Source organism: Micromonospora sp. NPDC049801, from assembly GCF_040656575.1.
GTDB lineage: Bacteria > Actinomycetota > Actinomycetes > Mycobacteriales > Micromonosporaceae > Micromonospora.
On sequence record NZ_JBFAMS010000003.1, the window covers coordinates 409,898 to 434,391 of the forward strand.

Consider the following 24,494-nt stretch of genomic DNA (forward strand, 5'->3'; position numbering starts at 1 on the left):
CATGCCGGCCACCCCTCCCAAGGCCACCTACCGCGTCCAGGTCCGCCCCGGGTTCGACCTGGACGCCACCGCCGCGATCGTCGACTACCTGGACGACCTCGGCGTCAGCCACCTCTACACCGCCCCGCTGCTGGCCGCCACGCCCGGCTCGCAGCACGGCTACGACGTCGTCGACCACCGGAGCGTCAACCCGGAGCTGGGCGGGGAGGCCGCCCGGCAGCGGCTGGTGCGCGCCCTGCGCGACAAGCGGCTCGGCCTGGTCGTCGACATCGTGCCGAATCACGCCGGGGTCGCCGTACCGCCGGCCAACCCGGCCTGGTGGGACGTGCTGCGCCGGGGGCGCGACTCGTCGTACGCCGACTGGTTCGACATCGACTGGGACCGGGGCCGGCTGCTGCTGCCGGTCCTGGCCGACGACCCGGCCGCCCTGGACGACCTCAAGGTCGTCGACGGGGAGCTGCGCTACCACGAGCACCGCTTCCCGATCGCCGACGGCACGGGCGACGGCAGCGCCCGGGAGGTGCACGACCGGCAGCGCTACGAGTTGGTCTCCTGGCGGCGCGGGGACGCCGAGCTGACGTACCGCCGGTTCTTCGCCATCGCGGGCCTCGCGGGCCTGCGGGTGGAGGACCCGGCGGTGTTCGCGGCCGTGCATGAGCTGATCCTGCGCTGGGCGGCCGACGGCGAGGTCGACGGCATCCGCGTCGACCACCCGGACGGCCTGCGCGACCCGGCCGGCTACCTCGCGCGGCTGCGCGAGGCCGCCCCGGACGCCTGGCTCGTGGTGGAGAAGATCCTGGAGTACGGCGAGGAGCTGCCGGACTGGCCGGTGGACGGCACCACCGGGTACGACGCGCTCGCCGCCGTGAACGGCCTCTTCGTCGACACCGACGCCGAGGGCGACTTCACCGTGCTGGACACCCGGCTGACCGGGCAGCGCACCTCGTGGGAGGACCTGACCCACTCGACGAAGCTGGCTGCCGCCACCAACCTGCTCGCCGCCGAGCTGACCCGGCTCGCCGCGCTCGCGCCCGAGGTGCCGACCGAGCAGGCCCGCGCGGCGCTCGCCGAGTTGGCCGCGGTGTTCCCGGTCTACCGGGGCTATCCGCCGCAGGGCGCCCGGCACCTCGCCGCCGCCCGCTCCGAAGCCGGCCGCCGCCGACCCGACCTGACCGGCGCCCTGGACGCGATCACCCGCCGGCTGCGCGACCCCGACGACGAGCTGGCGAAGCGCTTCCCGCAGCTCACCGGCGCGGTGATGGCCAAGGGCGTGGAGGACACCGCCTTCTACCGGTGGACCCGCTTCGTGGCGCTCAACGAGGTCGGCGGCAGCCCCGCCCACTTCGGGGTGCCGCCGGCCGAGTTCCACCGCTACGCCGCCGCGCAGCAGGTCCGCTGGCCCGCCAGCATGACCACCCTCTCCACCCACGACACGAAGCGCGGCGAGGACGTGCGCGCCCGCCTCGCCGTGCTCAGCGAGCTTCCGGGTCGCTGGGCGGAGCAGGTCAAGACCTGGATGGAGTACGCGCCGCTGCCCGACCCGGCGTTCGCCCACCTGCTCTGGCAGACGGCCGTCGGCGCGTGGCCGATCGAGCGGGAGCGGCTGCACGCGTACGCCGAGAAGGCCGCCCGGGAGGCCGCGGCCTCGACCAGTTGGGCGGACCCCGACGCGGGCTTCGAGCAGGCCATGCACGCGGTCATCGACCGCATGTACGACGACCCGGCGCTGCACGACGAGCTGACCGAACTCGCCGCCGCGATCGCCCCGGCCGGCTGGTGCAACTCCCTCGGGCAGAAGCTGATCCAGCTCACCATGCCCGGCGTCCCGGACACCTACCAGGGCACCGAGCTGTGGGACAACTCCCTGGTCGACCCGGACAATCGGCGGCCGGTCGACTTCGACGTACGCCGGGAGATGCTGGCACGGCTCGACGGCGGCTGGCGTCCCCCGGTCGACACCGACGGAGCGGCGAAGCTGCTCGTCGTGTCGCGGACGCTGCGCCTGCGGCGGGCGCACCCGGAGCTGTTCACCACCTACCGGCCGGTGCCGGCGCACGGCCCGGTGGGCCGGCACGTGGTGGCGTTCGACCGGGGTGGCGTGATCGCCGTGGCGACCCGCCTGCCGCTCGGCCTGGCACGGGCCGGTGGCTGGTGTGACACAGCCCTGTCGCTTCCTGTTCACGAGGTGAAGGACCTGTTCACCGGCCGGGTCTACAGTGGCGGGGAGGTCCCGTTGGACAATCTCCTCGCGGACTACCCCGTTGCTCTGCTGGCTCCTCCCACCGCTGCCGAGGAGGCCTCGTCATGACCACATTCTCCGTCTGGGCACCGGACGCCAGCCGGGTACGCCTACGCCTGGCCGGCGACACCGACCACGACATGCGCGCCGCCGCCGACGGCTGGTGGACCGTCGAGGTGCCGGACGCCGGCCTCGACTACTCCTTTCTGCTGAACGACGACGAGACCGCGCTGCCCGACCCCCGCTCGCCGTGGCAACCTGCGGGTGTGCACGGGCCGAGCCGCCGCTACGACCATCTCGCGTTCCAGTGGAGTGATTCCTCCTGGACGGGTCGCCAACTGCCCGGCAGCGTCCTCTACGAGCTGCACATCGGCACCTTCACCCCGGAGGGCACCTTCGACGCGGCCATCGATCGCCTCGACCACCTGGTCGACCTCGGCGTCGACCTGGTCGAACTGCTCCCGGTCAACGCCTTCAACGGCGAACACAACTGGGGGTACGACGGCGTCTGCTGGTACGCCCCACACGAGCCCTACGGCGGCCCGGACGGCCTGAAACGGTTCGTCGACGCCGCCCACTCGCGCGGGCTGGGGGTGATCCTCGACGTCGTCTACAACCATTTCGGGCCCTCCGGGGCCTACGCGCCGAGGTTCGGCCCCTACCTGGCCGAGCAGAGCAACAGTTGGGGCCGCTCGATCAACCTGGACGGCCCGCACTCGGACGAGGTACGCCGCTACATCATCGACAGCGTGCTCATGTGGCTGCGCGACTACCACGTCGACGGGCTGCGGCTCGACGCCGTGCACGCGCTGCCGGACACCCGGGCGGTGCCGTTGCTCGAAGAGCTTGCCGTCGAGGTCGAGTCGTTGTCGACGCACCTGGGCCGGCCGCTGTCGCTGATCGCCGAGTCCGACCTGAACGACCCGCGGCTCATCACGCCCCGGGAGGCGGGCGGGTTCGGGCTGCACGCCCAGTGGAACGACGACGCCCACCACGCCCTACACACGCTGCTGACGGGGGAGCGGCAGGGCTACTACGGCGACTTCGGCTCCCTGGAGACCCTGTCAGACGTTCTCACCGGTGGGTTCTTCCACGCGGGCACCTGGTCGAGCTTCCGTAACCGGCACCACGGGCGGCCCCTGGATTCGCGCGTTCCTGGTCATCGGCTGGTCGCCTACTTGCAGAACCACGACCAGATCGGCAACCGGGCCACCGGGGACCGGATCTCGGCCTCCCTGTCGTCTGCGCTCGTGCGGGTCGGGGCGATGCTGCTGTTGACGGCGCCGTTCACGCCGATGCTGTTCATGGGGGAGGAGTGGGCCGCGTCTACGCCGTGGCAGTTCTTCACGTCGCACCCGGAGCCGGAGTTGGCCTCGGCGGTGCGGACCGGGCGGCGGCGGGAGTTCGCTTCGCACGGGTGGCCTGAGGGGGACGTGCCCGATCCGCAGGACCCGGAGACGTTCGTACGGTCCCGGTTGGACTGGGCCGAGCTGGACAAGCCCGAGCATGCTTCGATGCTGGCGTTCTACCAGCGGTTGATCGCGTTGCGGCGGTCGGTGGCGGACCTGTCGGATCCTCGGATGCACGCGGTTTCTGTGCAGCACGGCGATCAGTTCCTGCTGATGCGGCGGGGGGACACGTTGGTGGTCGCCAACTTCGCTGGGCGGGGGCAGGGGGTGTCGCTGCCTGGGGTGGCTCGGCGGGTGCTGCTGGCTACGGGGGAGGGCGTCACCGTTATGCGGGACCGGATCGAGCTGCCAGCGGAGACAGCGGCGATCGTGGCGCTGTGAGGTCTGCGTTACTTGCTCGCGGGGCCCTGGCCGGTGCAGGAGCACGGTCATCAGGGCGGGTGGAACAGGAAGGTTTTACACCAGGCCTTCATTCGTCCTGATGCCACCGGTCCTGATGCCACCGGTCCTATTGCCGACACTCCATCAACCAGTTGTAGGGTGTTCTCAACCGCCTGCTGCTGTAAGTATTCCTTGATCGATTGGGACAGCCATTAAGCACGTCCCAAGAGGAGCAAGGTGCGGGAGGCTAAAGGGTGGTGCGCTGGATGGCCAGGCTCGACCTTAAAGCAGGGTCCGTCAAGGGATCGGCAGCAACGCTTCCGGACTTTCCTGGAAACGGCCGCCGGGGGTCTGAGTCCTGCGCCAACGCCTACCTGTACGGAATGCCCGGTTTATGACGGATCCAACCCGAAGTTCGGTCGTGGTCGCCCTTGGTCCTCCTTGGAACGGACGTCGGAACATCGCTACCTTTGCTCGATCCTCGGCAGGAGCAGTGGGCGATCGGTGCGCCCGATGATCAGAGCCAATTGGCGACCGGCCACGATTGTGCTAGTAAGCGTTGTCGTTAGCGCTCTAACAAATCTAGCTACGAGCGGCTTCGACGTCGGTAGGTGGAGATGGTGGATTACGGCTGGGGTAATTTTGACAGGCATCGGTTGGGCAATCCTAGATGCCTCAACGGCCCATGAAGCAATTTTTGATGGCAACGGCAGTATCCTCCGCGCGGCGATCAGCACTCGGCAGGAGCAGCGCGCAGATCAATCTGTTCCGTGGATGCAACCCCGGATTGACAGCCCAGCAATTTCCCGTTTGGGTTTGGCTCAAGAGCTTGAGCGGCTACTTGTTCCAAGCGCCTCTAATCCGCAAGGATCCGTTACGGCGCTAGTGGGAGCGGGTGGATTTGGAAAGACCGTTCTAGCGTCTCAGGTTTGTCAGGGAGAAATATGGCGCGTCCACTTCCCAGGTGGCCTCCTCTGGGTCACAATCGGGGAGGCGAGAAGCGGGCCGGAACTGGCAGGCGCGCTAAACGACCTTAGTGAACAGTTGGCAGGACGGCGGCCCGCCTTTGCCGACCCTGAACAAGCTGGCTATCACTTAGGTCAGCTACTCGACTCGCGCCCGCCGACTCTTCTCGTGATCGACGATGTTTGGACAGTGGACCAGCTTCGTCCCTTCCTTGCCGGAGGGAGGGAAGCGGTCCGTCTAGTAACAACCCGAATGGCTGGCGTTCTTCCTTACGATGCGTCTATCGTTAGGGTCGTTGAGATGACCACCACGGAGGCTCGGGAGGTCATCTGGTCTCGACTGCCCGGCGAGGCGCCGCATCATGTAGATAAACTTCTCGAATTGACCGGCCGGTGGCCGTTATTGCTCTCACTGGTGAACGGTGCCTTAAGGCAAGCAAGTCGGGACAATGTCAACATTGACGAAGCAGCTCTAAAGCTGGCGCAACGTCTTCAGGTAGATGGTCCGACGACTCTCGATACATCAATCGAAACCCGCCGTGACCGAGCGGTAGAGCGAGCGATACGTGCAAGCCTGGAAATACTTCCAGAATTCGACAGCCAGCGCTACTTCGAGCTTGCAATCTTTCCAGAGGCAACCGAGGTGTCGCTAGACGCGGTCGCCCTGCTCTGGTCCGACTCGGGCGTCAGCGAGGCACGTACAGATCAGATCTGTGTTCAGCTTTTCGAGCTATCGCTAATCGGTACCTATGACAGAGCCCGCCGGGTGGTCAAGATCCACGACGTGCTGCGGGCATATTTGCGTCACAGCCTCGGCGAGGATGCGCTCATTCAAGGTAACAAGAAATATCTCAAGCGCGTTCAGGACGCTGTAGTGCCGCTTAACGGCGACATTAACTCGACAGTGCCCGCATGGTGGCTGATGGCTGAGAGCGAGGTCTTCTTTTGGAATTCGATAACCTACCACCTGGCCGAGGCCCACAAGTTCGATGAATTAGTGACGCTTGTCTGCGATCTGCGATGGGTAGAGGCACGGATAAGGTGTCATGGTGTGGCGTCAATTGAGACCGACTTGCAGCGGAGTGACGAGCCGCTTGCCAAAGCACTTAAGCGCGCAATTGCACGGAACTCCCATTTGCTCGACCCTATAGAGCCTGACTACTCGCGAGGAGACGTTTTAGCGTCTCGGCTTCGTGACGAGCCTGATTTGAGGGAGATCGTCGAAGCCTATGCGGGAAATCGTCCAGCGGCCCTCCCAGGACTTCGCAATCGCTGGAGAATGCCAGATCGTCAGCCCGCTCTTGAACGCGTCTTGACTGGTGCAAAGCGGGCTCTAACCAGTTGCGCAGTAGCTCCTGATGGCTCGTGGCTCTTGGCGGCCGGGCTGGATGGCATTGGCTACATATGGGATTCCATTACAGGCGAGCAACGAGCTCGTCTGATTGGTCATGCATCCGCAATCAGTGCATGCGCAATCGCTCCCAGCGGGTATTGGCTCGTGACCGGAAGCATCGATGGGACCACGCGCATCTGGGGTGCTGAGGGCGGCCTGCGGAAAGTCTTGGCCGGGCATCAAGCGCCGGTTCTCAGCTGTGCAATTTCTCCCGACGGGGGGTTAATAGCGACGTCTGGGCAGGATAGGGCTCTCCGTATCTGGGATGCGAATACGGGAAGGCAGTTAGCAAACCTTGGGGGGCGGCGCCTCTCTGATCACATAGATCGAATCAGCGCCTGCGCCTTCATGCCCAACGGCAAGTTCTTGGTGACGGGTGGCATAGATGGTTTGCTAATTCTGTGGGACGTCCGGATTGGTTCGCAGGTATTTTCGGTTCGAGCGCACGAAGGAGCCATTAACTCCTGCTCCGTCTCGCCCGATGGGCGATCGGTATATACAACAGGCGACGACGGTGTCGTAGGTCGGTGGGATGCCGAGTCCGGCCGAAGACGAGGCGTCTTTATAGGGCATACTGGGCCCGTTAACGACTGTACCGTTTCCGGAGATGGAAGCTGGCTGGCGACGGTGGGCTCGGACCGCACAACCCGAATCTGGGATCCCGCTTCCGGCGTTCTCCGTCTATTGCTTACCGGCCACACGGAACCGGTGAGTAGCTGCGCTGCCGCGCCTAATAGTGAGTGGCTGGTCACCTGTAGCTGGGATAATACTGCGAGGATCTGGAACCCCCACGAACAGACGGATGAAGCCAAGATTCAGCGGCACACCGATGTCGTCACTTCCTGCTGCGCATTGTCGGGCGGCGCAACCCTTGTCACATCGAGCTGGGATCATACGGTCAGGTTATGGGATCCGGTTTCTGAGGAATTGCGGCAGGTGTTTCGAGGCCACGAGGATAAGGTTACTGCTTGTTCCGTCGCACCTCGGCGACGGTGGGTTGTAACAACGAGTTTGGATGGCACCGCTCGGATATGGGATCCTCGCCAAGAAAAAGAAGTTAGAATTCTTACCGGCCATACTGACCAGATTCACTGCGCTGCAGTCTCCCCCGACGGCTCATGGATTGCCACGGGTGGCGATGACCAGACTATTCGGATCTGGCATGCGAGGTCAGGGAAATGTGTGTCCATCCTTGAAGGACACTTGGATCGAGTGAATCGGTGCGCTGCGTCCCCCGACGGCCGCTGGCTTGTCTCGGTTGGAGATGATATGCAAACACTTGTTTGGAGTGTATCAAGTCGTCGACTTGAAGCGAGGCTTCCTGCTGACGGGGCTGCCAACCGGTGCTGTGCCTTCTCTCCTGATGGAAGGACATTGCTAACAGGCGGTATCGATGGTGCGATTCGGATGTGGCGTTCGGTTGACTTGATGATATTCGACTCTCTGGAAGGCCACACGGGGAGCGTGACCGCGTGCGACGTATCGCCTGACGGCCTATGGTTGGCATCAACGGGAGAGGATAAGACGTTGCGTATATGGAGCATGCGTGATCGGTGTTTGGTAGCGTCAATGCGTGTGGACGGTGTTTTGATGTCCACCAGTTGGGTGTCGGGAAGCGCAGGTGTGTGTGCTGTCGGGCAAAGCGGGACTTACCTCTTCTCATTCTCGCCTGGGACTGCTCGCCTGGCGACTTCCGGAGGTTCATCTGATGGAACCAACTAACCGGCGTACAGCAAGATCCCAGGCGCGAACGACTGTCCAGTTTCGGGATGTGGGCTGGTATAGCCGTCGAGGATGTGGCCCTCGTGTTCAGGTTGAGGAAGCCCGTAGATGGGACCGCGATCATGCAGCCATTTAACGTCGAGGAAGTGCCAAGGACGTACGCCGTAGATCCCACCGGCGCGGATTCCCCAAGGCGGGAAGCTGAGAATCCTTCGCTGCTTGAGGAAGTGGGGCAGGCGCGGCGCGCCTACGTGCGTGCCCTCGTTGTGCTCGACACGGGCCTACTCGGTCTTGCTGTGCTTGGCGCTTACGTCCTCTGCTTCGAGGGGAGCCCGAGTACCCCGGCGGACGTGCCGTACGCCATCGTCGTACCTGCGCTGCTGGCGACTTGGTTGATCTCACTCAAGTTGCAGGGGTCGTATGACGATGAGGTGCTCGGATACGGCGCGGACGAGTATCGACGCATTATGAATGCAAGTCTGCGTCTCGCCGTATCGGTGGCGGCTGCAGCATTCGTTATCGATTTTCGAGTATCTCGTGGATTTCTCGCTGTCGCCTTCGCTATGGGCACGTTGGCTGTATGCGCTAGTCGGTTTGCCGCTCGCAAGAGACTGTATCGAGCCCGGAGTCGGGGCAAAGGCTGGTCTCGCAGGGTGCTTGTCGTCGGAGACACGGGACATGTGCTGGCCCTAGTTCAGACACTTCATCAGGACAGGCGGGCGGGCTACCAGGTAGTGGGGGCGTGCTTACCGGACGCACTCCTTGCTCCGGTCGCTCAAGTCGTGGGTCGTGTCCCTGTGGTTGGCTCCTTTCGGGGAATTCCCGACGCTGCTGTGGCGGTGGGCGCTGACACGGTTGCGGTTACGGCCTCGGGGGAGTTGACGGCGACCCGCCTACGGCGCCTTGGCTGGCAGTTGGAAGGCTCTGGCATCGAACTTATGCTTGCTCCCGCCCTCACTGATGTTGCAGGTCCACTCATTGACGTGCGGCCGGTAGCTGGTATGCCTTTGATGCACGCGGAGGCACCTGAATTTCGGGGAATCCCTAAGTTGGTCAAGGGGCTCGTCGACAGGTCGGTGTCGTCGCTGGCGCTGGCACTGCTGCTGCCGCTTATCGCGTTCATCGCGTTGGCCATCAAGCTGGACAGCCGGGGTCCGGTGCTGTTCCGGCAGGTTCGCGTCGGCCGGGGCGGGCAGGAGTTCGGCGTCTTCAAGTTCCGGACGATGGTGGTCAACGCCGACGCGCTGCTCGCCGAGCTGGCGGCCCGCAACGAGACCGACGGCCTGATGTTCAAGATGCGTGACGACCCCCGGCTCACCCGCGTCGGCCGGCTGCTGCGCAAGTGGTCGCTCGATGAGCTGCCGCAGCTGGTCAACGTGCTGCTGGGCCAGATGAGCCTGGTCGGGCCGCGTCCACCACTGCCCTCGGAGGTCGCCCGATACGACGGCGACGTCGCCCGCCTGCTGCTGATCAAGCCCGGCATGACCGGGCTGTGGCAGGTCAGCGGCCGCTCCGACCTGAGCTGGGAGGACGGCATCCGACTCGATCTCTACTACGTGGAGAACTGGTCGCTCGCCGCCGACCTTACCATCCTCTGGAAGACCGCCGGCGCGATCCTGGACAGCCGAGGCGCATATTAGGTTCACGAGAACGTTTTGCGGACGTATTAACGAAAGCTATCTCCTGCCATAGCTGATGCCTCCGAACGTTCCAAGCCTTCCCGAAGATCGACGCCGTTACGGCGAGCGCCGTGCGTCGACCTACCCGGCGGAACGCCTGGCAGCCGAGATCGCCCGAGCCGATCAACTCCGCAATTCGTGCAACTACCCGGCCATGGCGCGGATGCTCCCGGGCCTGCTGCTCGAAGCCGCTGCCGTGGGCGGGACGACGCTCGGCCAGGTCGCCTACCTGGCCTCCACTTGCATCCGGCACCTCGGCTACCGCCACCTGGCCCTCAACGCGGCCCGGGTATCCGTGGCCACCGCCGAGGACGTCGACGATCGAGCGTGGCTGGGCGGGTCTCGGTTCGTGTACGCGCAGAGCCTTCCGATCGAATCCGCGCGACTGGCGGCCAACTCCGCTGACCGGTCACTGACGGAGCTTCAGGGGGACGCCTCAGACATCCGGGTGCGTCAGATGCTCGGCCAACTCCACCTCATGGCCGGGCTCGCCTCGACCGTGGACGGACGTTCCGACGTGGCCCGCGACCACCTCGCGGAGGCCACGCGCGAGGCCGAGAGCCTGGGAGATCCCGCCGACGGTGGCGGGTTCAACGGGTGCTGCTTCGGGCCGACCAACGTCGGGCTCTGGAAGATGTCGATCGCGGCGGAACAGGGCGAGTCCGGCAAGGTGATCGAGCTGTCCCAGACGATCCCGCCGCAGGTGCTCAAGGCGTTGAACCGCCAACTGTCCTACTGGCTCGACGTCGGCCGCGCTCTCGCGGACGGTGGTCGGCGGGATGCCGAAGCGCTCGCCGCGTTCGTGCAGGCTGAGCGGGCCGCGCCGATCCCGTTCGCCATCAACCCGCTGGCCCGCGACGCCGTGGTGACCCTGGCCCAGCGCGCCCAGCGCCGCGCCATCCCCGACGACCTGCGCCTGCTGTCCGGTCGCATCGGCATCAACCTGGCGGCATAACTGCCAGTAATCACTACACCATCAATCTGTCCTACGGTGCCTGGTGGGACGTGAGCGTGTCCCGTCAGTCTCGGACAGGCGGGGAGTACGGTCGATGAAGGGGGACTGCCGGTAATCATCGCCGCCGCCGCAAGGTAGGAGTGAAGCGATGCCCCCACGTGCAACCACAATCGTCGACCCTCGGTTCGCCAGTGAACTACGGCGACTTCGCGAGGCGCGGGGCCCGTCTCTCCGGCAGCTCGCCGCCGTCACCTACGGCAAGAGCCTGATTTACCAGTTGGAAGCCGGACAGGCGAAGCCGACCGTCGACGTGGCGGCTCGACTTGACGAGGCGCTGACGGCGGGCGGCGCCCTGGCGAGGCTCGTTATCGACGCACCCGAGGGTGGCGGTCGGTTGGCGTACACGGTGGTGCACCCGCATCGGGTCGATCGGGCAACCGCGGCGGCACTCGTTGGGCTGCTCGCTGGCTACCGCCGCTTCGAGGATGCCACAGCGAAGGCGGTGTCACCCTCGTAGATGTTGGCCCAGGTCCGGTCCGCCCGCGTGTCGCAGCACTGGCACACGAACTCGCGTACCTGGCGGCTGCTCTCATCGATCACGAGATTCACGGCGCGAACAGTAATGGCAATGAGCGTCCCAGACGATCTCTCGGGTGGTGGCTCTCAGCGCATCGGTCGGCAGGGCTTGTCCGCATCCGGGCTGTCTCCGAACAGCCCACACCAGATAACGCCTCTATTTGTCGCATTTCTGGATGGTTTGAGTCGTGTCGCGATGCCGCTAGGGTGTAACGGATGAGCGACTACCTCCAAGTGTCAACGGCCACCGAGACACGCGAGGTCGGCGTCCGGCTCGCGAAAGGGGCTGTCGCCGCCCGGCTCGCCGCCAGCGGACAGGTGATCGGTCCCGTCACCAGTGTGTTCTGGCACCACGGCGCACAGGGCTCGGGCGAGGAGTGGCAGGTGCTGCTTTACACCACGGCAGAGCGATACCCACAGTTGGAGCGATTCGTCTTGGACGAGCATCCGTGGACCAACCCGCAGATCAGTGCGGTTCCGATCGTGCAGGGTTCGACGGAGTACCTGGAGTGGTTGAGTCGTTCCGTCGAGGGCGCGGAGGCATAGCCGCAACGAGGGCCCGAAGATCGGCGACGCAGGGCAGCCCTGCGTGTGGCTCCACGCGACGTAGGAATGCGTCAATTCGCTGCTGTGGCCGGACGGAACCGACGCCGGAGGCAAGGCGGACGGCGCTTGTCGCAGCCTGGCACGCCTGCTCGATCTCGTTCGCGTCCAGGTAGGCATCAGCAAGCCAGGACAGGTAGAGCGCCTTATCGCGGGCCTGCGTGTCGCAGAAGGTCGCCAAGGCGCGCTCCAACACCGGAATTGCGCGAAGCGGCCGGTGGAGCACGGTCTGGCAGCGGCCGGTCATGATCTCGCCTTCTGTGCCGTCCACCCAGTACACCCAGTCCGGCTCGGGCCGGTTGTCGTGCTCGGCAAGAAGGGTCGTACCGGTTCCGAGATGCCGGTCGGCGGTGGGCGCATCGCCGGCGACAGCGGATGCCCAGGCGGCCCGCAGGTGCAGCAACGCCCGTACCCGTGGTGTCGCCGTGGTGCCGGCGGTCTCGCAGGCCGCGCTGGCCACGTCCGCACCCCGATGCCCGGTGGCGAGTTGCTGGTACGCAAGGAATGCCATCCCGTTCGCCATTAGCGCGTTGTCGTCGGCCTCCCGTGCGGCGGCAAGGCTGATTCGGAACTTGCCATCCGCGTCGGGATGGTCACCCGCGTCGAACGCCGCCCAACCGGCCAACTGCGCTTGCTCGGCGAGGACCGCCAGCAGTCGGCGGCCGGTGCGCTCTGCGTACACGCCGTTCTGGATCAGTCGCGTTGTCGTCTCCACCTCGGCCGCGTAGATCTGACGGGTGTCAGCGCCACCGAGATAGTTGTCGAGCCGGCGTAATCTCGCCGTGCGCTCAGCCAGCTGCGCAGGCGTGCCACTCCCGACATGTCGACCGCGGGCGAGCAGGGTTTGTGGGAGTGTGGCAGTAAGGCCGGCGGCGGCGACGAAATCACGACGGCGGATGCCCTGACGCGTTGCGGCCAGTGCGGACAGCTCACCACCGGCGTGAAGAGCCTCGTCGACGTGTCGGGCGACCTGAGCGGTGGGTGGCTTCGCGCCGGTCTCCAGCTCGTGCAGGTAGGACTTGCCGTAGTAGGTGAGCTTCGCAAGCTCACGCAGTGACAGACCACGCTGGCCGCGAAGCTGGCGCATGCGCTCGGAGAACGACACTTCAGTCATCGCGATCACCTCAGGTCGACTGGTGGCAGCTCTCCAACCCCTGCGGGTCAAGGATTGCCATCCGTCACGCTAACGCTGCCGACTGTCGCCGTCACGTCTGGACTATCGGCATTGTCGTCCGCGGACGGGCGGAAGCACCCGTATACCTGAGGTCGTTACTTGGCGTCGTACTGATCGGACGTGAGGGCGTAGTCGACCGAAGCGGGCGACTCGGCTTCTGAGCTGCACCTCGCCGTCGCGCAGGCGCAGGCCGGGGACGTGGCGGCTGCGCGCGAAACCAACGCGGCAGCAGACGCCATCGCCCTTGCCGCAGCCTCCCGGGAACTCGCCCGTGAAGTGGCCGAGACGGTCCACCACCTTCGCCTGTCCGCTACGCCGTGACGGACGCGTTTCGCCTGGTAAGGCACCGATTTTCGCATCGACGATGGTGGTGGGTGACGGGTTAGATGGCTGACGCCGTGCCCACTGGTCGATGGAGGTGGGTGTGCGAGGCGACGAGCAGTCGAGCAAGGGTGAACAGGCTGAAGCTGCCGAGCGGGAGGCGGCCAAGCAGCGCATCCTGGCTCAGGCCGAGGCGGAGCGCGTACCCGTGGAGGACACGACCCGCGCGATCCCGGACCGGCGGTGGCGGCGTGACCAGCGATGACGTCCCGATCGGGCGGCGGGTGGCGAGCTGGCGGGTACGGCGGCAGATGACCCAGCAGGTGCTGGCCGACCGGCTGCGTAGGTCGAAGAGCTGGGTCGACAAGATCGAGCGGGGCGTCCGCCCCCTGGACCGGTACTCGGTCATCCAGGAGGTGGCCCACGTCCTGCGGGTCGAGCCGGAGGCGTTGCTCGGCCCGCCGCGCGGCACTCCGGCGGGTACGCCGGACGGGGTGGACGACATCCGGGCCGCGCTCGCCCGCTACGACGTCCCGGAGGCTACCCAGCAGACGCCGGAAGAGGCTAGACGGCAGGTCGGGCACGCCTGGTTGACCTATCAGCACGCGCACTACGGCGAGTTGCTGCGGGTGCTGCCGGGTTTGCTCGACGCCGCCCAGGGTGCGCGGTCGGCGGAGCTGCTGGTGTCGGCGTACCGGATCACCTCGTCGCTGCTGGTCAAACTCGGCGAGGCCGATCTTGCCTGGTTGGCCGCCGACCGGGCGATGGGTGCCGCCGGTGACGACCCCGTCCTCGCGGCGACGGCGGCCGTGTCGGTCGGGCAGGCGCTGCGCGCGTCGGGCCGTGACCGCCTGGCCCTGGCCGCGACGCTCGCCGCCGCGAACCGCGTCCGGCCGCAGCGGTCGGCGGGGGAGTGGGCCGTGGGCGGGACGCTGCTTCTCCAGGCCGCTCTCGCCGCCGCCGGCTGCGGCGAGCACCGGCACGCCGCCGCGCTGACCGACCGGGCCGCGGGCGTCGCCGCAAACCTTCGGGGGTACGACGATCAGCATCGCACCAGCTTCGGCCCGGTCGCCGTCGAGCTGGTACGGGTGCTGCTGGCGGCCGCGCGGGACAACTCGGTGGAGGCGCTACGGCGGCACTCGATCGTGGTGCGGCGGGAGGGCTGGCGGTGGTTGCCGGCCGAGTATCGGGGCGCTTACCTGCTCGACGCCGCGCGGGTGTACGTGCACGCCGGGGACCTGCGCGGGGCGGCACGGGCGCTTGTCGACGCGGACAGTGTCGCGCCGGCCGAGGTTCGGGGGCGGCCTCTGGCGCGTACCCTCATCGCCGATTGTGCGCGGGCGCGGCCGGCGCCGGCCGGCGTGGCGCGACTGGCGACGCTGGTCGGCCTCACCCGATGAATCGGTACGCCGCCGAGCTGATCGGCCTGGTCGGCGGGTCCGGCGCACCAGGGCGTGGGGGCGGGTACTCCGATGAGGTTGATGACTCAGCGGTATTTTGATGCCTCAGAGTCATCAGCCTCAATCGGGAGTTGCCTCGGGCGCTGCGCCACGCCGACGATCAGCCAGCCGGTGGACTGAGGACCGTGCCTACCCCGCAACCCCTTGCGTGGCACGGATAACCTCTCGGCCATGGCTGAGTACCGCAATCCCACTGGTGTCTCGGCGCTGCGGGCCGCACTGACGGCAATCATGTGCGGAATCCTGGTGACCGGTCTCGGCGTCACCATCGTTTGGGATCATCGAGGGTGGCCGGGGGAGGTCTACACCAGCGCCACGCTGATCAGCTCATCTGAGACGCCACCACGCGCGAGTCGCCATGGCACGTACTACGAGTTTCAGTACGCCGTACCCGATGGACGGCAGGTGCTCCTCCAGGAGTTGGTCACCCGCAGCGGCTCCCCGAACCGCGACGGTGACTCGGTCACGGTCCTCTACTCGCCGGATGCCCCGGAGCGGGGCCGGCTGTGGGTGTCCCGAGGCGGGGCGGAGTATCTGGTCGCGCTCGGCGGGATAGCGCTCGCGTTCGTCGGGCTCTGGGGCGTCATCCATGAGCTTCGCAAACGGCGTCGCCGACGGCGCGCGGCAACCCCCGCATAGTTGACGCGACGCGTGCCGGCGCTACGACGGCACTCGATCGTGGTTAGGTGCTCTGGTCGCTGCCGATCTGCGCGAGAGAGCTGCGAACGACACCAGCATGGGGATCTGCCAGGGGATCGAGGATCTGTAGTGCCTGCTGCCAACAGCGTTGCGCGTCTTCGTGCTGGCCTGCGGCGTGATGGGTGTCGCCAAGCGCTGCCAGCGTGAGTCCTTCGCAGCGTCGGTCGTCGAACCTGCGGAACAGATCCAGGGCGTGCGTGTGCCGTTCCAGGGCCTCGTCGAGTCGGCCGAGCTGCTGATACGCCAGGCCGAGGGGATACGAGGCCCAGGCGACGCTCCAGTCATCGTTGATGCTGCCGAGGATGGCGACTGCTTCCTGGTAATGGGCGATGGCCGTGTCGAAGTGTCCTCGTGCGCGGTGCCCGTTGCCGAGGCTGAGCAACGACATGCCCTCACCTCGGGTGACGTCGTGGCGGCGGAAGACCTCTCGCGCTTGCCGGTAGAGTTCCATGGCTTCGTCGGTCTGCCCAAGCTCCTCGTGGATGAGGCCCAGGCCGCGAAGGCAAAATCCTTCCACCCAGTGGTCGCCGACCTCACGGCTCGCGGCGACGCCTTGGTGATAGCAGTCGAGCGCGGTGTCGCGCTCCCCTGTGCGCCAGTAGGCGTCGCCGAGGCAGCGGAGATTGGCGGCTTCGCCGAGACGCGATCCGGCCGAGCGTGCCGCGCGTAGGCCGGTGAGGTGGATATCGCGCCAGTCGGCCCAGTACGACCTCAGTTCGAAGAAACCGTCGCTGACCACCGGCAGTTGCCAGGCGATGTCGAGTTCTCCCAGATCGTCGGCCTGCCGGACGGTGTCCAGAAGGTTCAGCCGCTCACGTTCGAACCATGCCATCGCCTCGGCCACCGTGCGTGGAGCGGCGAGGGCGACGCCTGGTTCGGCTGGGGCCAGGCCCACGGCATGCGAGTACGGCAGAATCACCTTGCGGCCCTCTTCGGCCATCAAGAGATACCAGGAGTAGACACGGCGGCGTGATTGGCGCTGCTGCTCGGGCGTCTCCTCGGCCTGTGCTCGTTCGAGCGCGTAGGCGCGGAGAAGATCGTGGAACAGGTATCGGTCGCGGGCGGGGTTCTGCACCAGGTGCGCTGCGGTGAGCTGGTCGAGCAGACTGCGGGCTCGGGGCAGACTCACGCCAGCGAGGGCCGCCGCTGCCGCCGCCGAGATGTCGGAGCCGGCGTGAAGGCCGAGTAGTCGAAAGAACCGTGCCGTGTCGGTGGGCAGCGTCTGGTAGGACCACGAGAACACCGCCCGTACGTCGGAAAGCTCGTCATCGTCGACCGCGAGGGCGTCAAGTTGATGCTCGGCCAGGGCGAGATTTGCCACGAACTCCGCGAGGGTGACATGGGGAGAGTTGGCGATGCGCTCCCCGATGATCCGCAGAGCGAGGGGGAGGTAGGCGCAGCGGCGAGCAAGTTCAGTGGCGGCGTGCGGCTCCGCGCCGACGCGGTCCCCGCCGATGCTGTCGCTGAGCAGCGCGATTGCCTCGTCAGGAGACAGAACGTCCAAAGTCATCCGTGACGCTCCTTCCCGTGCCACGAGGCCGGAAAGTCGGCTGCGGCTGGTGACGATCGCCATGCAGGTCGGTGTGGCCGGGAGTAGCGGCCGGACTTGACCGACGGTGGACACATTGTCCACCACGATCAGGACGCGCTTGCCGCTCAGGACGGACCTGAACAGGGCAGCACGTCCGTCAGTGTCCGTGGGGATTTGCTCCGCCGGTACGTGCAGAGCGCGGAGCAACGTGTCCAATGCCTGGCCGACATCGAGGGCTGGACCAGGGCCGTAGCCGCGCATGTCGACGTAGAGATCGCCGTCGGTGAACCAGCTGCGTGCTCGGTGAGCCCAATGGACGGCCAGCGCTGTCTTGCCAACGCCGGGGGCGCCCGCGATGGCAGCCACGGTCATCGGGAGGCCCGCAACCGAGTGGTTTTCATCGCTCGGCAATGCCGCGTCCAGGCGGGTGAGGGTCTGCTCGCGGTTGACGAAGCCGGTCGCGTTGCGGGGAAGTTGACGCGGCGGCTGGAGGCCCGCACGCTGCCACCCCGTCGGCGAGCGATCAGTCATGGGACCTTGATCTGTCGCTGGTCTGTGACCTTCCTATAGGGGACCGATGCCGCGACGGCCGCATCACGCCACAGATTGGCCTGCACGATCTGATCTGCCTCGCTGACCAACTCGCCGGAGACGAAGCGCCCCTCCTCGTCGTAGTACATGGCCACCAGCCGCGTTGAGTCGAACAACCAGTAGTCGTAGTGCGGTAACGCGGCCGGCCAGTCGTCGTCGGAGACCACGATGAGGCGGACGTCCTCGCCTGCCTCGACGGTGTGCTCGTAGGCCCAGCCGCACTCGAACCGCACGTAATCCGACAGCGGCTCGGTGATGACATGGACCCGGTGCATGCGCTTGCCCGCCGACACCGCCGCCCGCACGGTGTCGCACCAAGCCGCGATCCCCGGAAACTCGCCGCGGGTCTCACCCGCCAGGAACCGCGCGAACTCGTCCTGCTCGTACGACACGTCGTATTGCTGAAGCGTCTCCAGCCGGTAGGCCGTGTATCGGAAGTCGCGGAACAGCTGGTTGAACTCGTCGTCATCGAGGGACGTGAACGACCGGGTCAACGCTCGATCACCGCTGCTCGGACTGGCGGTAGCGCTCAATGGCACCGAGCAGAACCTGGGCGGGAATCCGCACCGCGCCTTCACCAGGAAGAACGTTCTCCAGCTGGCCGACGGTGTCCTCGTCGATGAGGTTCCCCTGAACGACAAGCTCCCCGCTCTCTCCGAGGTAGACGGTAGGGCACCCGTTCCCACCCGAGCCGGGATCCTTGTAGAGCTTGGTCAGCTTCATGGTGACCTCCATCAGAGAAGCGGACGGCTGACAAGTGCTGTCGGTCAGGAGAGTAGTGCGCAGCGTAGTTGCCCAACAAGCCGATACCGTGCGTCTGGCCCGTTGATGCGTACTCTCATCGCCGATGTCGCCCGCGCGCAGCCGGCGCCGGCCGGCGTGGCGCGACTGGCGATGCTTGTCGGCCTCATCACGTGAACGGGGTCAGCAGAAGGTCGGTGAGGCGCCGCTGGGCGTCCTCGTCGCCGGTGAGGCGCAACGCGCCCGACTCCACTGCCGCCGAGAGGGTGATCTCAAAGCCGCAGACGGCCCGGAGGGTGTCGATGTCGGTGGTGAGCGTCGCGTCGGGGTCGGGCGCCGTGCCGCGACGGATCTGCACCGCGTCCTCGGCGACCTCGGCGAGGATCGGGTCGGCGTCGATGTGGAACGCGTAGATGCCGGCGAGTTCCGGGGCTCGCGCCGGATCGAAGGACGCCTTGACGCTGAGTAGCAGGGAGTCGACGCCCAGAGCGCCCTCGGGCATCTGCGGTGACTGGCTTCCCCAGCGCCCGAACTGCAGGAGGATGGGCTCCAGGGCGCGGCCCCACTCGGTGAGCTCGTAGAGGTGGACCCGCGTCGGCGGCCCGAGGTCCCGCCGTTGCACGACGCCCTGCTCGGTCAGTTGGCGCAGCCGCTGGCTCAGCACGTTGGGGCTCACGCCGGGCAGTCCGCCGAGCAGGTCGTTGAAACGCCGGGGGCCGAGCAGGAGGTCGCGGACCACCAGCAGCGCCCACCGCTCCCCGATGACGTCCAGTCCACGCGCGACACCGCACGGATCCCCATAGCTACGCACGCCGCTCATGACCGTCAGCCTACCTCGATCCTAATTTAGGAGTTGCACTTGTTCTGTAGGAGTTGACCCTCTACGTTGACTCTCATGAGCCTGCCCAACGCCGAGGCGGCAAACCTGCCGCAAGGTGATCTGAAGCTGCTGGACACCGCCCTGGCGCAACGCCTGCTCGGCGCGCCCGTGGCACGCCTCGCCTACACCAGCCGGGACCTGACGCCCCGGCTGATCCCGGTGAACTTTCTCTGGACCGGTGACGAGCTGGTCGTCGGCGCGTTCGCCGGCACCTACAAGATCCGTGACCTGCGCGCCAGGCCGGACGTGGCCGTCTGTATCGACACGGCGGACGGGCTTCCGGAGGTGCTCATGCTGCGCGGGCAGGTCACCCTGACGGAGGTCGACGGCGTCCTACCCGAGTACGCCACCATCCAGCGCGCCGGGATGGGCGACGAGGTGGGCGCCGCCTACCTGGAGGCGATCGACAAGCCGGGCCTGCGGATGGTCCGGATCGGCCTGCGCCCCACCTGGGTCGGACTCGTCGATTTCCAGCAGCGGTTCCCGAGCCGGACACCCGAACCCGTCCGAGCCGCGCTCAGCGGCGGTCACTGAGCCCGAACCAGCACAAAGGACGAGGGTATGCGCAAGATAGTCGTGTCGATGTGGACCACGCTCGACGGGTTCGTCGCCGGTCCGGACGACGAGATGGACTGGCTGCTGTTCGGCGAGCAACTTCAGCGGTACGAGCGGAGCCTGGTGGACAACGCCGGCAGCCTGCTGCTGGGCCGGGTCACCCACGCCGACTTCGCCAGCTACTGGCCGCTGGCCGCGCAGAACCCCGACGAACCGGACGAGGTCCGAGGATATGCCCAGCGCGTCGACGCGCTGGAAAAGATCGTCGTCTCCGCCTCCGGCAACACCGCGACCTGGCACAACACCCGGAGACTGGCCCGCATCGACCCCGACGAGATCGCCGAGCTCAAGCGCGGGTCCGGCGGGGACATCGTGGTCTACGGCAGCCTCAGCGTGATCCGGTCCCTTGCCGATCTCCGGCTCATCGACGAGATCCATCTCCTCGTGCACCCCCTCTTCCTCCGCCAGGGCAAGGCGCTGTTCACCAGCGGTCAGCCGCCCGTACGACTGGAGCTGGTGTCCGCCGAACCCTTCGCCTCCGGGGTCGTCCTGATGACGTACCGACCGACGCCGCTCGTCGGCCTCACCCGTTGAGAACCTGCGGCGACGGAATCAGCCAGGATCGATAGTCTGCTCCCTGTGACGGGCCGTGAGGTCGTCGACACCGCCGGAGGTGCGCGCAGTGGGCAGATGGTTCAACCGCAGCCGCAAGCGTGACGACGAGCCACCGCGTGAACCGGAGCCGACCGGCCCGGTCATCGAGATCACCGTCAGCGGCGGCGGTCGTCCCCCGGTGACGCAGACCATCGGGGGTCCGACCGCCTTCGGCCTGCAGTACCACGCCTTCCACGAGCAGTACGGCGGGGCCGACCCGCGGACGTTGGACGCGGGACACCGCTACGCGCAGGAGTTGATGCGTACCAGGGACGTCGACAACGCCGTGACCGTCTACCAGGAGGTCGTCGGGTTGCGCAGCTCGGCGCAGGGGGCGGAGCATCCCGACACCCTGCGCACCAAGCACAGCCTGGCCTTCGCGTTGTGGCAGCGCGGTTCGCACGCCGAGGCGGAACTGGTGCAACGGGACGTCTACGAGGCACGCCGCCGGGTGCTGGGCGACGACGATGCCGAGACGTTGCGCAGCGGCAACAACCTCGGCTGGTTGCTCATCGAGTTGCGTCGGATGGACGAGGCCGAGCCGCTGCTGCGGCGGGTCGCCGACGGTATGGCGCGGACGCTGGGCCGGGACGACGCGGACACCCTGGCCTGCCAGATGAAACTGGCCGGCCTTCAACACCTGCGGGGCGACAGCCAGCCGGCCGAGCGGGCCCTGCGGGACGTGGTCCGGCGGATGACCAGGACGTTGGGGCCCACCAGCCCGGTGACGCTGCAGGCGCGCAGCAACCTGCTTGTCGTCCTGCTCGACTCCGGCCGGGCAGCCGAGGCGGTCGACCCGGCCCAGGCGCTCGCCGACGACGCGGGGCGCGCGCTCAACACCACCGACGGTGTCTCTCTGCACGCCCGGCACTCCCTCGCCAGGGCGCTCGCCGGGGCGGGGCGGCCGGCTGAGGCGATCCGGTTGCTGGCCGACACGCTGCCGGACAGTGAGCGGGGCCGGGGCGTCGATCATCCCGGAACCCTGGAGATGCGGATGCTCTTCGCCCAACTGCTCATCGAGGCGGGTGACCGGCGGGCCGGCAGCGCGGCGCGGGCCGCGCTGGCCGGGTGCGAACGCGTACACGGCCCGACCCATCCCGACACGGAGAGGGCCCGCGCGCTGGTCCGGCGTACCCGCTGATCCCGCCGGAGGGTCAGCCGCCGGTGTGGATGTGCGCCGCCCACAGCGTCGGCGCGAGCGGATAGCGGTCCCGCAGCCCGCGTACGGCCGAGTGCAGCGCGTACGCGGCCGATGAGGTCGCGTCGCCGTGCGCGTAGAAGGCGGTGGTCAGGGCGAGGGAGATCGCGTCGTCGACCTCCCACAGGGTCCCGATGACGTGCCGGAACCCGGCGAGTTGGAAGGCGCCGGTGATGTGCAGCGCCTCGTCGACAAGGGTCGGCGGGGCCTGGGCGGTCGCGCAGGCCGACAGGAAGGCGAACTCCGCCTCCAGGTCGAGCCGGGACACGTCGGCCACGGTGAGCGGGCTGTCCTGGTGGTCGTGCACGAGCAGCCGGCCCTGCGCCGGGTCGTGCGGATCGGCCACGGCGTGGCACGCGAAGTGCGCGTACGCCGAGTCGGCCAGCCGGTCCAGGATCTCCTCCCGGGTGGCCCGCGCGTCCATCCCGAGCCACGCCCCGGGTAGCGCCCGCGCCGCCGACGCGGCCTCGCGTTCGGCGCTGGGCAGCGCGCCCAGACCGCCGGGGGTGGCGCGCATCGCCACGACGCAGGACCGGGCGTCGCGGCGGGACTGCCGCTGCGCGGTGCGTCGCCGGGCGAGCGCGGTCACCGTCGGGGTGTAGGAGGAGACCACCCGGTCGAGGGCGGACCGGCCGGCGTCGGCCTGCGCGGCGTGCAGGGGAAAGAACGCCAGCGGGCCGACCGGGCACCACCAGACGCGCGGCAGCTCGCCGACCGCCCCGGGCGCGCCGATCGCGTCCAGCACCGGCTCGACCAGGGCAGACCACAACCAATTGAGTACGCCGCCGAGCACCGACTGGGCGCGCAGACGGCTCCGCGCGTCCACCGACGGATCGGACGCCGTGGCGGTGGCCTGCTGGAGCAGCCGCAACTGCGTCACCGCGTCGCTCAGCGACAGATCCGGCAGCGGCAGCACCGTCACGCGGTGCTCCCGCAGGATGAGCGCGTCGCACCGCAACTCGCTCGCGATCGGCACGATCACGGTCCCGTCGACCTGGTCGAGCAGTTGCCGTGCGGTGGGCGGGCGCAGGAAGTCACCCAGGCCGGGCAGCTCCCGGATCGTCGTCAGCAGCACGTTCCACTCGGTCTCCCGGTCCCGACCGAAGGTGGTGGGCCGGGACGATTCGGGAGCCGGCGCTTCGAAGTCGCGGCGCATCCGCTGGAAGTCGGCCGCCAGACGCCCCTCGGCGCGTTGGAGCGCCGCCCACTCGCCGTCCGCCGTCAACCGTTGGTGCAGCAGCAGACCCCGCCCACGCTCCAACAGCTCCAAGGCCCGCTCCGGCTGCCCCGCGCCGATCGCGCAGGAGGCGGCGGTCGCCGCCAGCCCGGCCGTCGAGCCGAGGTCGGCGTACTGGTCGTGCCGGGTACGCCCGCGCGACGCCAGCCGGGGCAGCAGCGTGATGGCCTCGTCGAAGGCGTCCGCCGCCTCCCGCCACCGATCCAGCGCGGTCAGCGTGTAGGCCGCCTTGTCGAAGGCCTGAATCCGGACCGGCACGGCGCCGGACTCGATGCGGCCGGCGGCGAGCGCCCGCTCCGCGGCCTCGGTCAGCAGGGCGGGTTCGCCGGTACGCAGGTACGTCGCCCGCAACGCCTGGGCGATGGACAAGCCGGTCTCGACCCGCTGCGGGTCACGTGCGGGCAGGGCGTCCAGCGCCTCGCGCAGCAGGGTGAGCGACTCCTCCAGGTAGGCGGGCTCCCCGGTGGCGTCGTACAGCAACCGCAGGCTGTAGCCCAACTGGTCCAGGTACGACGCGTGGTTGGCCTCGCCGCGTACGGACAGCGCGAGCGCCCGGCGCAGCAGGCCGATCGCCACTTCCAGGGCGGAGACGTCGCCCGTCAACTGGTGCGTCTTCATGCCGACGGTGGAGAGGCTGGCGAGCGCCGTCCGATGGTGCGGATGCCGCTCTCCGACGGTGTTCACCACGGCGGCGAACTCCTCCCAGGCCTGGCCCAGCAACTCGGCGCGGCCGGTGCGGTCGACCAGGGTGAGCAATGTCTGCCCCAACAGGAAACGCGGATCGTTGCCCTGCGGGGTGTGCTCCCGCAGCACCGCGACGGCCCGTTCGACGTCGGCGGTGTGGGTGGTCCCGGACGCCCGGGCCAGCAGGCACCGGGCGCGCAGCACGACGATCTGGTCCTGGTGGGGCCCGACGGCGTCCACCGAGGACAGCAGCTCCAACGCCTCGTCGACGTAGTCCTCCACCCCGGTGAGCTGGTAGGCGCGCACCAGCGCCTCCGCGTGGATGCCCCGCAACGCGGGCAGGTGCTCCGCGCTGATCCAGTTTTCGGCCATGTTGGCGATGGAAGTGAGCCGGTAGAGCGTGTCGACCGAGCCGTCGAAGTCGTGCCGGACCCGATAGACCTGGCACTTCTTGAGCATCAGCACCGCGCTGTTGCCGAGGTCGGCCGAGGCGTCCTCGGCGAACTGCAGATACTGCTCGGCGATGTCCAGGAGCTGCGGCGCACTCTCGATCCGGGCCCTGGCCAGCAACACATCGGTGTACGTGGTCAGCGCGCGGACACCGTGCGTCGTTCCCAACTCCTCGGCCAGGAAGGAGTCGGCCATCGTGCGGATCGCGGCCTCCAGCACGACGGTGGCCTCGATCAGGCCCTCCCGTGCGCGGTCCGCCTCGTACCGGTCGAGCAGCGCGGCCCCCAGCTCCACCTGGGCCTCGGTCCAACGCCGTTCGCCGCGCCGCTGCCCGGCCGCCACCCGACGCCAGTGGTCGACGGTGTCCCTCGCGTAGCGACTCACCGGCACACCTTCC

At 67.6% G+C, this 24,494-nt stretch carries 18 protein-coding genes and 1 pseudogene; 13 read left to right on the forward strand and 6 right to left on the reverse strand.

Features of this window, described 5'->3' with window-relative positions:
- The first annotated feature begins 1 nt into the window (after window position 1).
- From treY to cutA, 7 genes and pseudogenes are all read left to right on the forward strand, one after another.
- Entirely contained in the window at window positions 2-2,308 is a 2,307-nt protein-coding gene (gene treY / locus AB0I89_RS07695) for a malto-oligosyltrehalose synthase (RefSeq protein WP_357121853.1), read from the forward strand.
- Window positions 2,305-4,029: a malto-oligosyltrehalose trehalohydrolase gene (gene treZ, locus AB0I89_RS07700; RefSeq protein ID WP_357121856.1), complete on the forward strand. Its 1,725-nt coding sequence runs from the start codon at window positions 2,305-2,307 to the stop codon at window positions 4,027-4,029. Before treY ends, treZ begins: the two co-directional genes overlap by 4 nt.
- A gap of 774 nt (window positions 4,030-4,803) precedes the next feature.
- A complete protein-coding gene (locus tag AB0I89_RS07705) occupies window positions 4,804-8,109 on the forward strand; it encodes an NB-ARC domain-containing protein (protein ID WP_357122196.1) in 3,306 nt (1,101 codons plus the stop codon).
- Window positions 8,110-8,345: 236 nt separating this feature from the next.
- Window positions 8,346-9,749, forward strand: a pseudogene (locus AB0I89_RS07710) (sugar transferase); the annotation flags it as partial.
- A 193-nt stretch (window positions 9,750-9,942) separates the two neighbouring features.
- Window positions 9,943-10,743, forward strand: a complete 801-nt coding sequence (locus AB0I89_RS07715) for an XRE family transcriptional regulator (RefSeq protein WP_357121859.1) — start codon at window positions 9,943-9,945, stop codon at window positions 10,741-10,743.
- Window positions 10,744-10,891: 148 nt separating this feature from the next.
- On the forward strand, window positions 10,892-11,260 hold the full coding sequence (locus AB0I89_RS07720; protein ID WP_357121863.1) for a helix-turn-helix transcriptional regulator: 369 nt from the start codon (window positions 10,892-10,894) through the stop codon (window positions 11,258-11,260).
- 275 nt (window positions 11,261-11,535) lie between these two features.
- Window positions 11,536-11,865, forward strand: coding sequence for a divalent-cation tolerance protein CutA (cutA, locus tag AB0I89_RS07725; RefSeq protein WP_357121866.1), 330 nt, complete (start codon window positions 11,536-11,538; stop codon window positions 11,863-11,865).
- On the opposite strand, the gene AB0I89_RS07730 is transcribed toward cutA, so the two are convergent.
- Window positions 11,786-13,036, reverse strand: coding sequence for a helix-turn-helix domain-containing protein (locus AB0I89_RS07730; RefSeq protein ID WP_357121869.1), 1,251 nt, complete (start codon window positions 13,034-13,036; stop codon window positions 11,786-11,788). The genes cutA and AB0I89_RS07730 overlap by 80 nt on opposite strands.
- 484 nt (window positions 13,037-13,520) lie before the next feature.
- Between AB0I89_RS07730 and AB0I89_RS07735 the strand changes: the two genes are divergently transcribed.
- The 3 genes from AB0I89_RS07735 (at window position 13,521) to AB0I89_RS07745 (ending at window position 15,516) form a co-directional block, all read left to right on the forward strand.
- Entirely contained in the window at window positions 13,521-13,682 is a 162-nt protein-coding gene (locus tag AB0I89_RS07735; RefSeq protein WP_357121872.1) for a hypothetical protein, read from the forward strand.
- Window positions 13,669-14,817, forward strand: coding sequence for a helix-turn-helix domain-containing protein (locus AB0I89_RS07740; protein ID WP_357121874.1), 1,149 nt, complete (start codon window positions 13,669-13,671; stop codon window positions 14,815-14,817). Before AB0I89_RS07735 ends, AB0I89_RS07740 begins: the two co-directional genes overlap by 14 nt.
- Window positions 14,818-15,048: 231 nt before the next feature.
- Window positions 15,049-15,516, forward strand: coding sequence for a DUF3592 domain-containing protein (locus AB0I89_RS07745; RefSeq protein WP_357121877.1), 468 nt, complete (start codon window positions 15,049-15,051; stop codon window positions 15,514-15,516).
- Window positions 15,517-15,559: 43 nt separating this feature from the next.
- Here AB0I89_RS07745 and AB0I89_RS07750 read toward each other — a convergent pair whose 3' ends face one another.
- The 4 genes from AB0I89_RS07750 to AB0I89_RS07765 form a co-directional block, all read right to left on the reverse strand.
- Entirely contained in the window at window positions 15,560-17,638 is a 2,079-nt protein-coding gene (locus AB0I89_RS07750) for a tetratricopeptide repeat protein (RefSeq protein WP_357121880.1), read from the reverse strand.
- Window positions 17,635-18,192 carry a DUF6879 family protein gene (locus AB0I89_RS07755; RefSeq protein ID WP_357121883.1) on the reverse strand — a complete coding sequence of 186 codons (558 nt, stop codon included), beginning with the start codon at window positions 18,190-18,192 and terminating at the stop codon, window positions 17,635-17,637. The genes AB0I89_RS07750 and AB0I89_RS07755 overlap by 4 nt, the downstream gene beginning before the upstream one ends.
- A gap of 7 nt (window positions 18,193-18,199) precedes the next feature.
- Window positions 18,200-18,421 carry a hypothetical protein gene (locus AB0I89_RS07760; RefSeq protein WP_357121886.1) on the reverse strand — a complete coding sequence of 74 codons (222 nt, stop codon included), beginning with the start codon at window positions 18,419-18,421 and terminating at the stop codon, window positions 18,200-18,202.
- A 187-nt stretch (window positions 18,422-18,608) separates the two neighbouring features.
- The gene (locus AB0I89_RS07765) at window positions 18,609-19,259 is read right to left on the reverse strand and encodes a winged helix-turn-helix transcriptional regulator (protein WP_357121889.1); all 651 of its coding nucleotides are present in this window, start codon (window positions 19,257-19,259) and stop codon (window positions 18,609-18,611) included.
- 75 nt (window positions 19,260-19,334) lie between these two features.
- On the opposite strand from AB0I89_RS07765, the gene AB0I89_RS07770 reads away from it, so the two are divergent.
- The 3 genes from AB0I89_RS07770 to AB0I89_RS07780 all read left to right on the forward strand — a co-directional run bounded on the left by AB0I89_RS07770 (window position 19,335) and on the right by AB0I89_RS07780 (window position 21,669).
- Complete coding sequence (locus AB0I89_RS07770) at window positions 19,335-19,853, forward strand: pyridoxamine 5'-phosphate oxidase family protein (RefSeq protein WP_357121892.1); 519 nt, start codon at window positions 19,335-19,337, stop codon at window positions 19,851-19,853.
- A gap of 27 nt (window positions 19,854-19,880) precedes the next feature.
- Window positions 19,881-20,468: a dihydrofolate reductase family protein gene (locus tag AB0I89_RS07775; protein ID WP_357121895.1), complete on the forward strand. Its 588-nt coding sequence runs from the start codon at window positions 19,881-19,883 to the stop codon at window positions 20,466-20,468.
- A gap of 88 nt (window positions 20,469-20,556) precedes the next feature.
- On the forward strand, window positions 20,557-21,669 hold the full coding sequence (locus tag AB0I89_RS07780; protein WP_357121898.1) for a tetratricopeptide repeat protein: 1,113 nt from the start codon (window positions 20,557-20,559) through the stop codon (window positions 21,667-21,669).
- Between the two features lie 13 nt (window positions 21,670-21,682).
- Here the strand turns inward: AB0I89_RS07780 and AB0I89_RS07785 are convergent, their stop codons facing one another.
- A complete protein-coding gene (locus AB0I89_RS07785; protein WP_357121901.1) occupies window positions 21,683-24,481 on the reverse strand; it encodes a CHAT domain-containing protein in 2,799 nt (932 codons plus the stop codon).
- Between the last annotated feature and the right edge of the window lie 13 nt (window positions 24,482-24,494).

Coding starts and splice junctions, on each gene's coding strand:
- cutA (WP_357121866.1), top strand. CDS start 11,536: ATGAGCGACTACCTCCAAGTGTCAACGGCCACCGAGACACGCGAGGTC.
- AB0I89_RS07715 (WP_357121859.1), top strand. CDS start 9,943: ATGGCGCGGATGCTCCCGGGCCTGCTGCTCGAAGCCGCTGCCGTGGGC.
- AB0I89_RS07765 (WP_357121889.1), bottom strand. CDS start 19,259: ATGAGCGGCGTGCGTAGCTATGGGGATCCGTGCGGTGTCGCGCGTGGA.
- treZ (WP_357121856.1), top strand. CDS start 2,305: ATGACCACATTCTCCGTCTGGGCACCGGACGCCAGCCGGGTACGCCTA.
- AB0I89_RS07705 (WP_357122196.1), top strand. CDS start 4,804: ATGCAACCCCGGATTGACAGCCCAGCAATTTCCCGTTTGGGTTTGGCT.
- AB0I89_RS07775 (WP_357121895.1), top strand. CDS start 19,881: ATGCGCAAGATAGTCGTGTCGATGTGGACCACGCTCGACGGGTTCGTC.
- AB0I89_RS07730 (WP_357121869.1), bottom strand. CDS start 13,036: ATGACTGAAGTGTCGTTCTCCGAGCGCATGCGCCAGCTTCGCGGCCAG.
- AB0I89_RS07750 (WP_357121880.1), bottom strand. CDS start 17,638: ATGACTGATCGCTCGCCGACGGGGTGGCAGCGTGCGGGCCTCCAGCCG.
- AB0I89_RS07760 (WP_357121886.1), bottom strand. CDS start 18,421: ATGAAGCTGACCAAGCTCTACAAGGATCCCGGCTCGGGTGGGAACGGG.
- AB0I89_RS07720 (WP_357121863.1), top strand. CDS start 10,892: ATGCCCCCACGTGCAACCACAATCGTCGACCCTCGGTTCGCCAGTGAA.
- AB0I89_RS07745 (WP_357121877.1), top strand. CDS start 15,049: ATGGCTGAGTACCGCAATCCCACTGGTGTCTCGGCGCTGCGGGCCGCA.
- treY (WP_357121853.1), top strand. CDS start 2: ATGCCGGCCACCCCTCCCAAGGCCACCTACCGCGTCCAGGTCCGCCCC.
- AB0I89_RS07770 (WP_357121892.1), top strand. CDS start 19,335: ATGAGCCTGCCCAACGCCGAGGCGGCAAACCTGCCGCAAGGTGATCTG.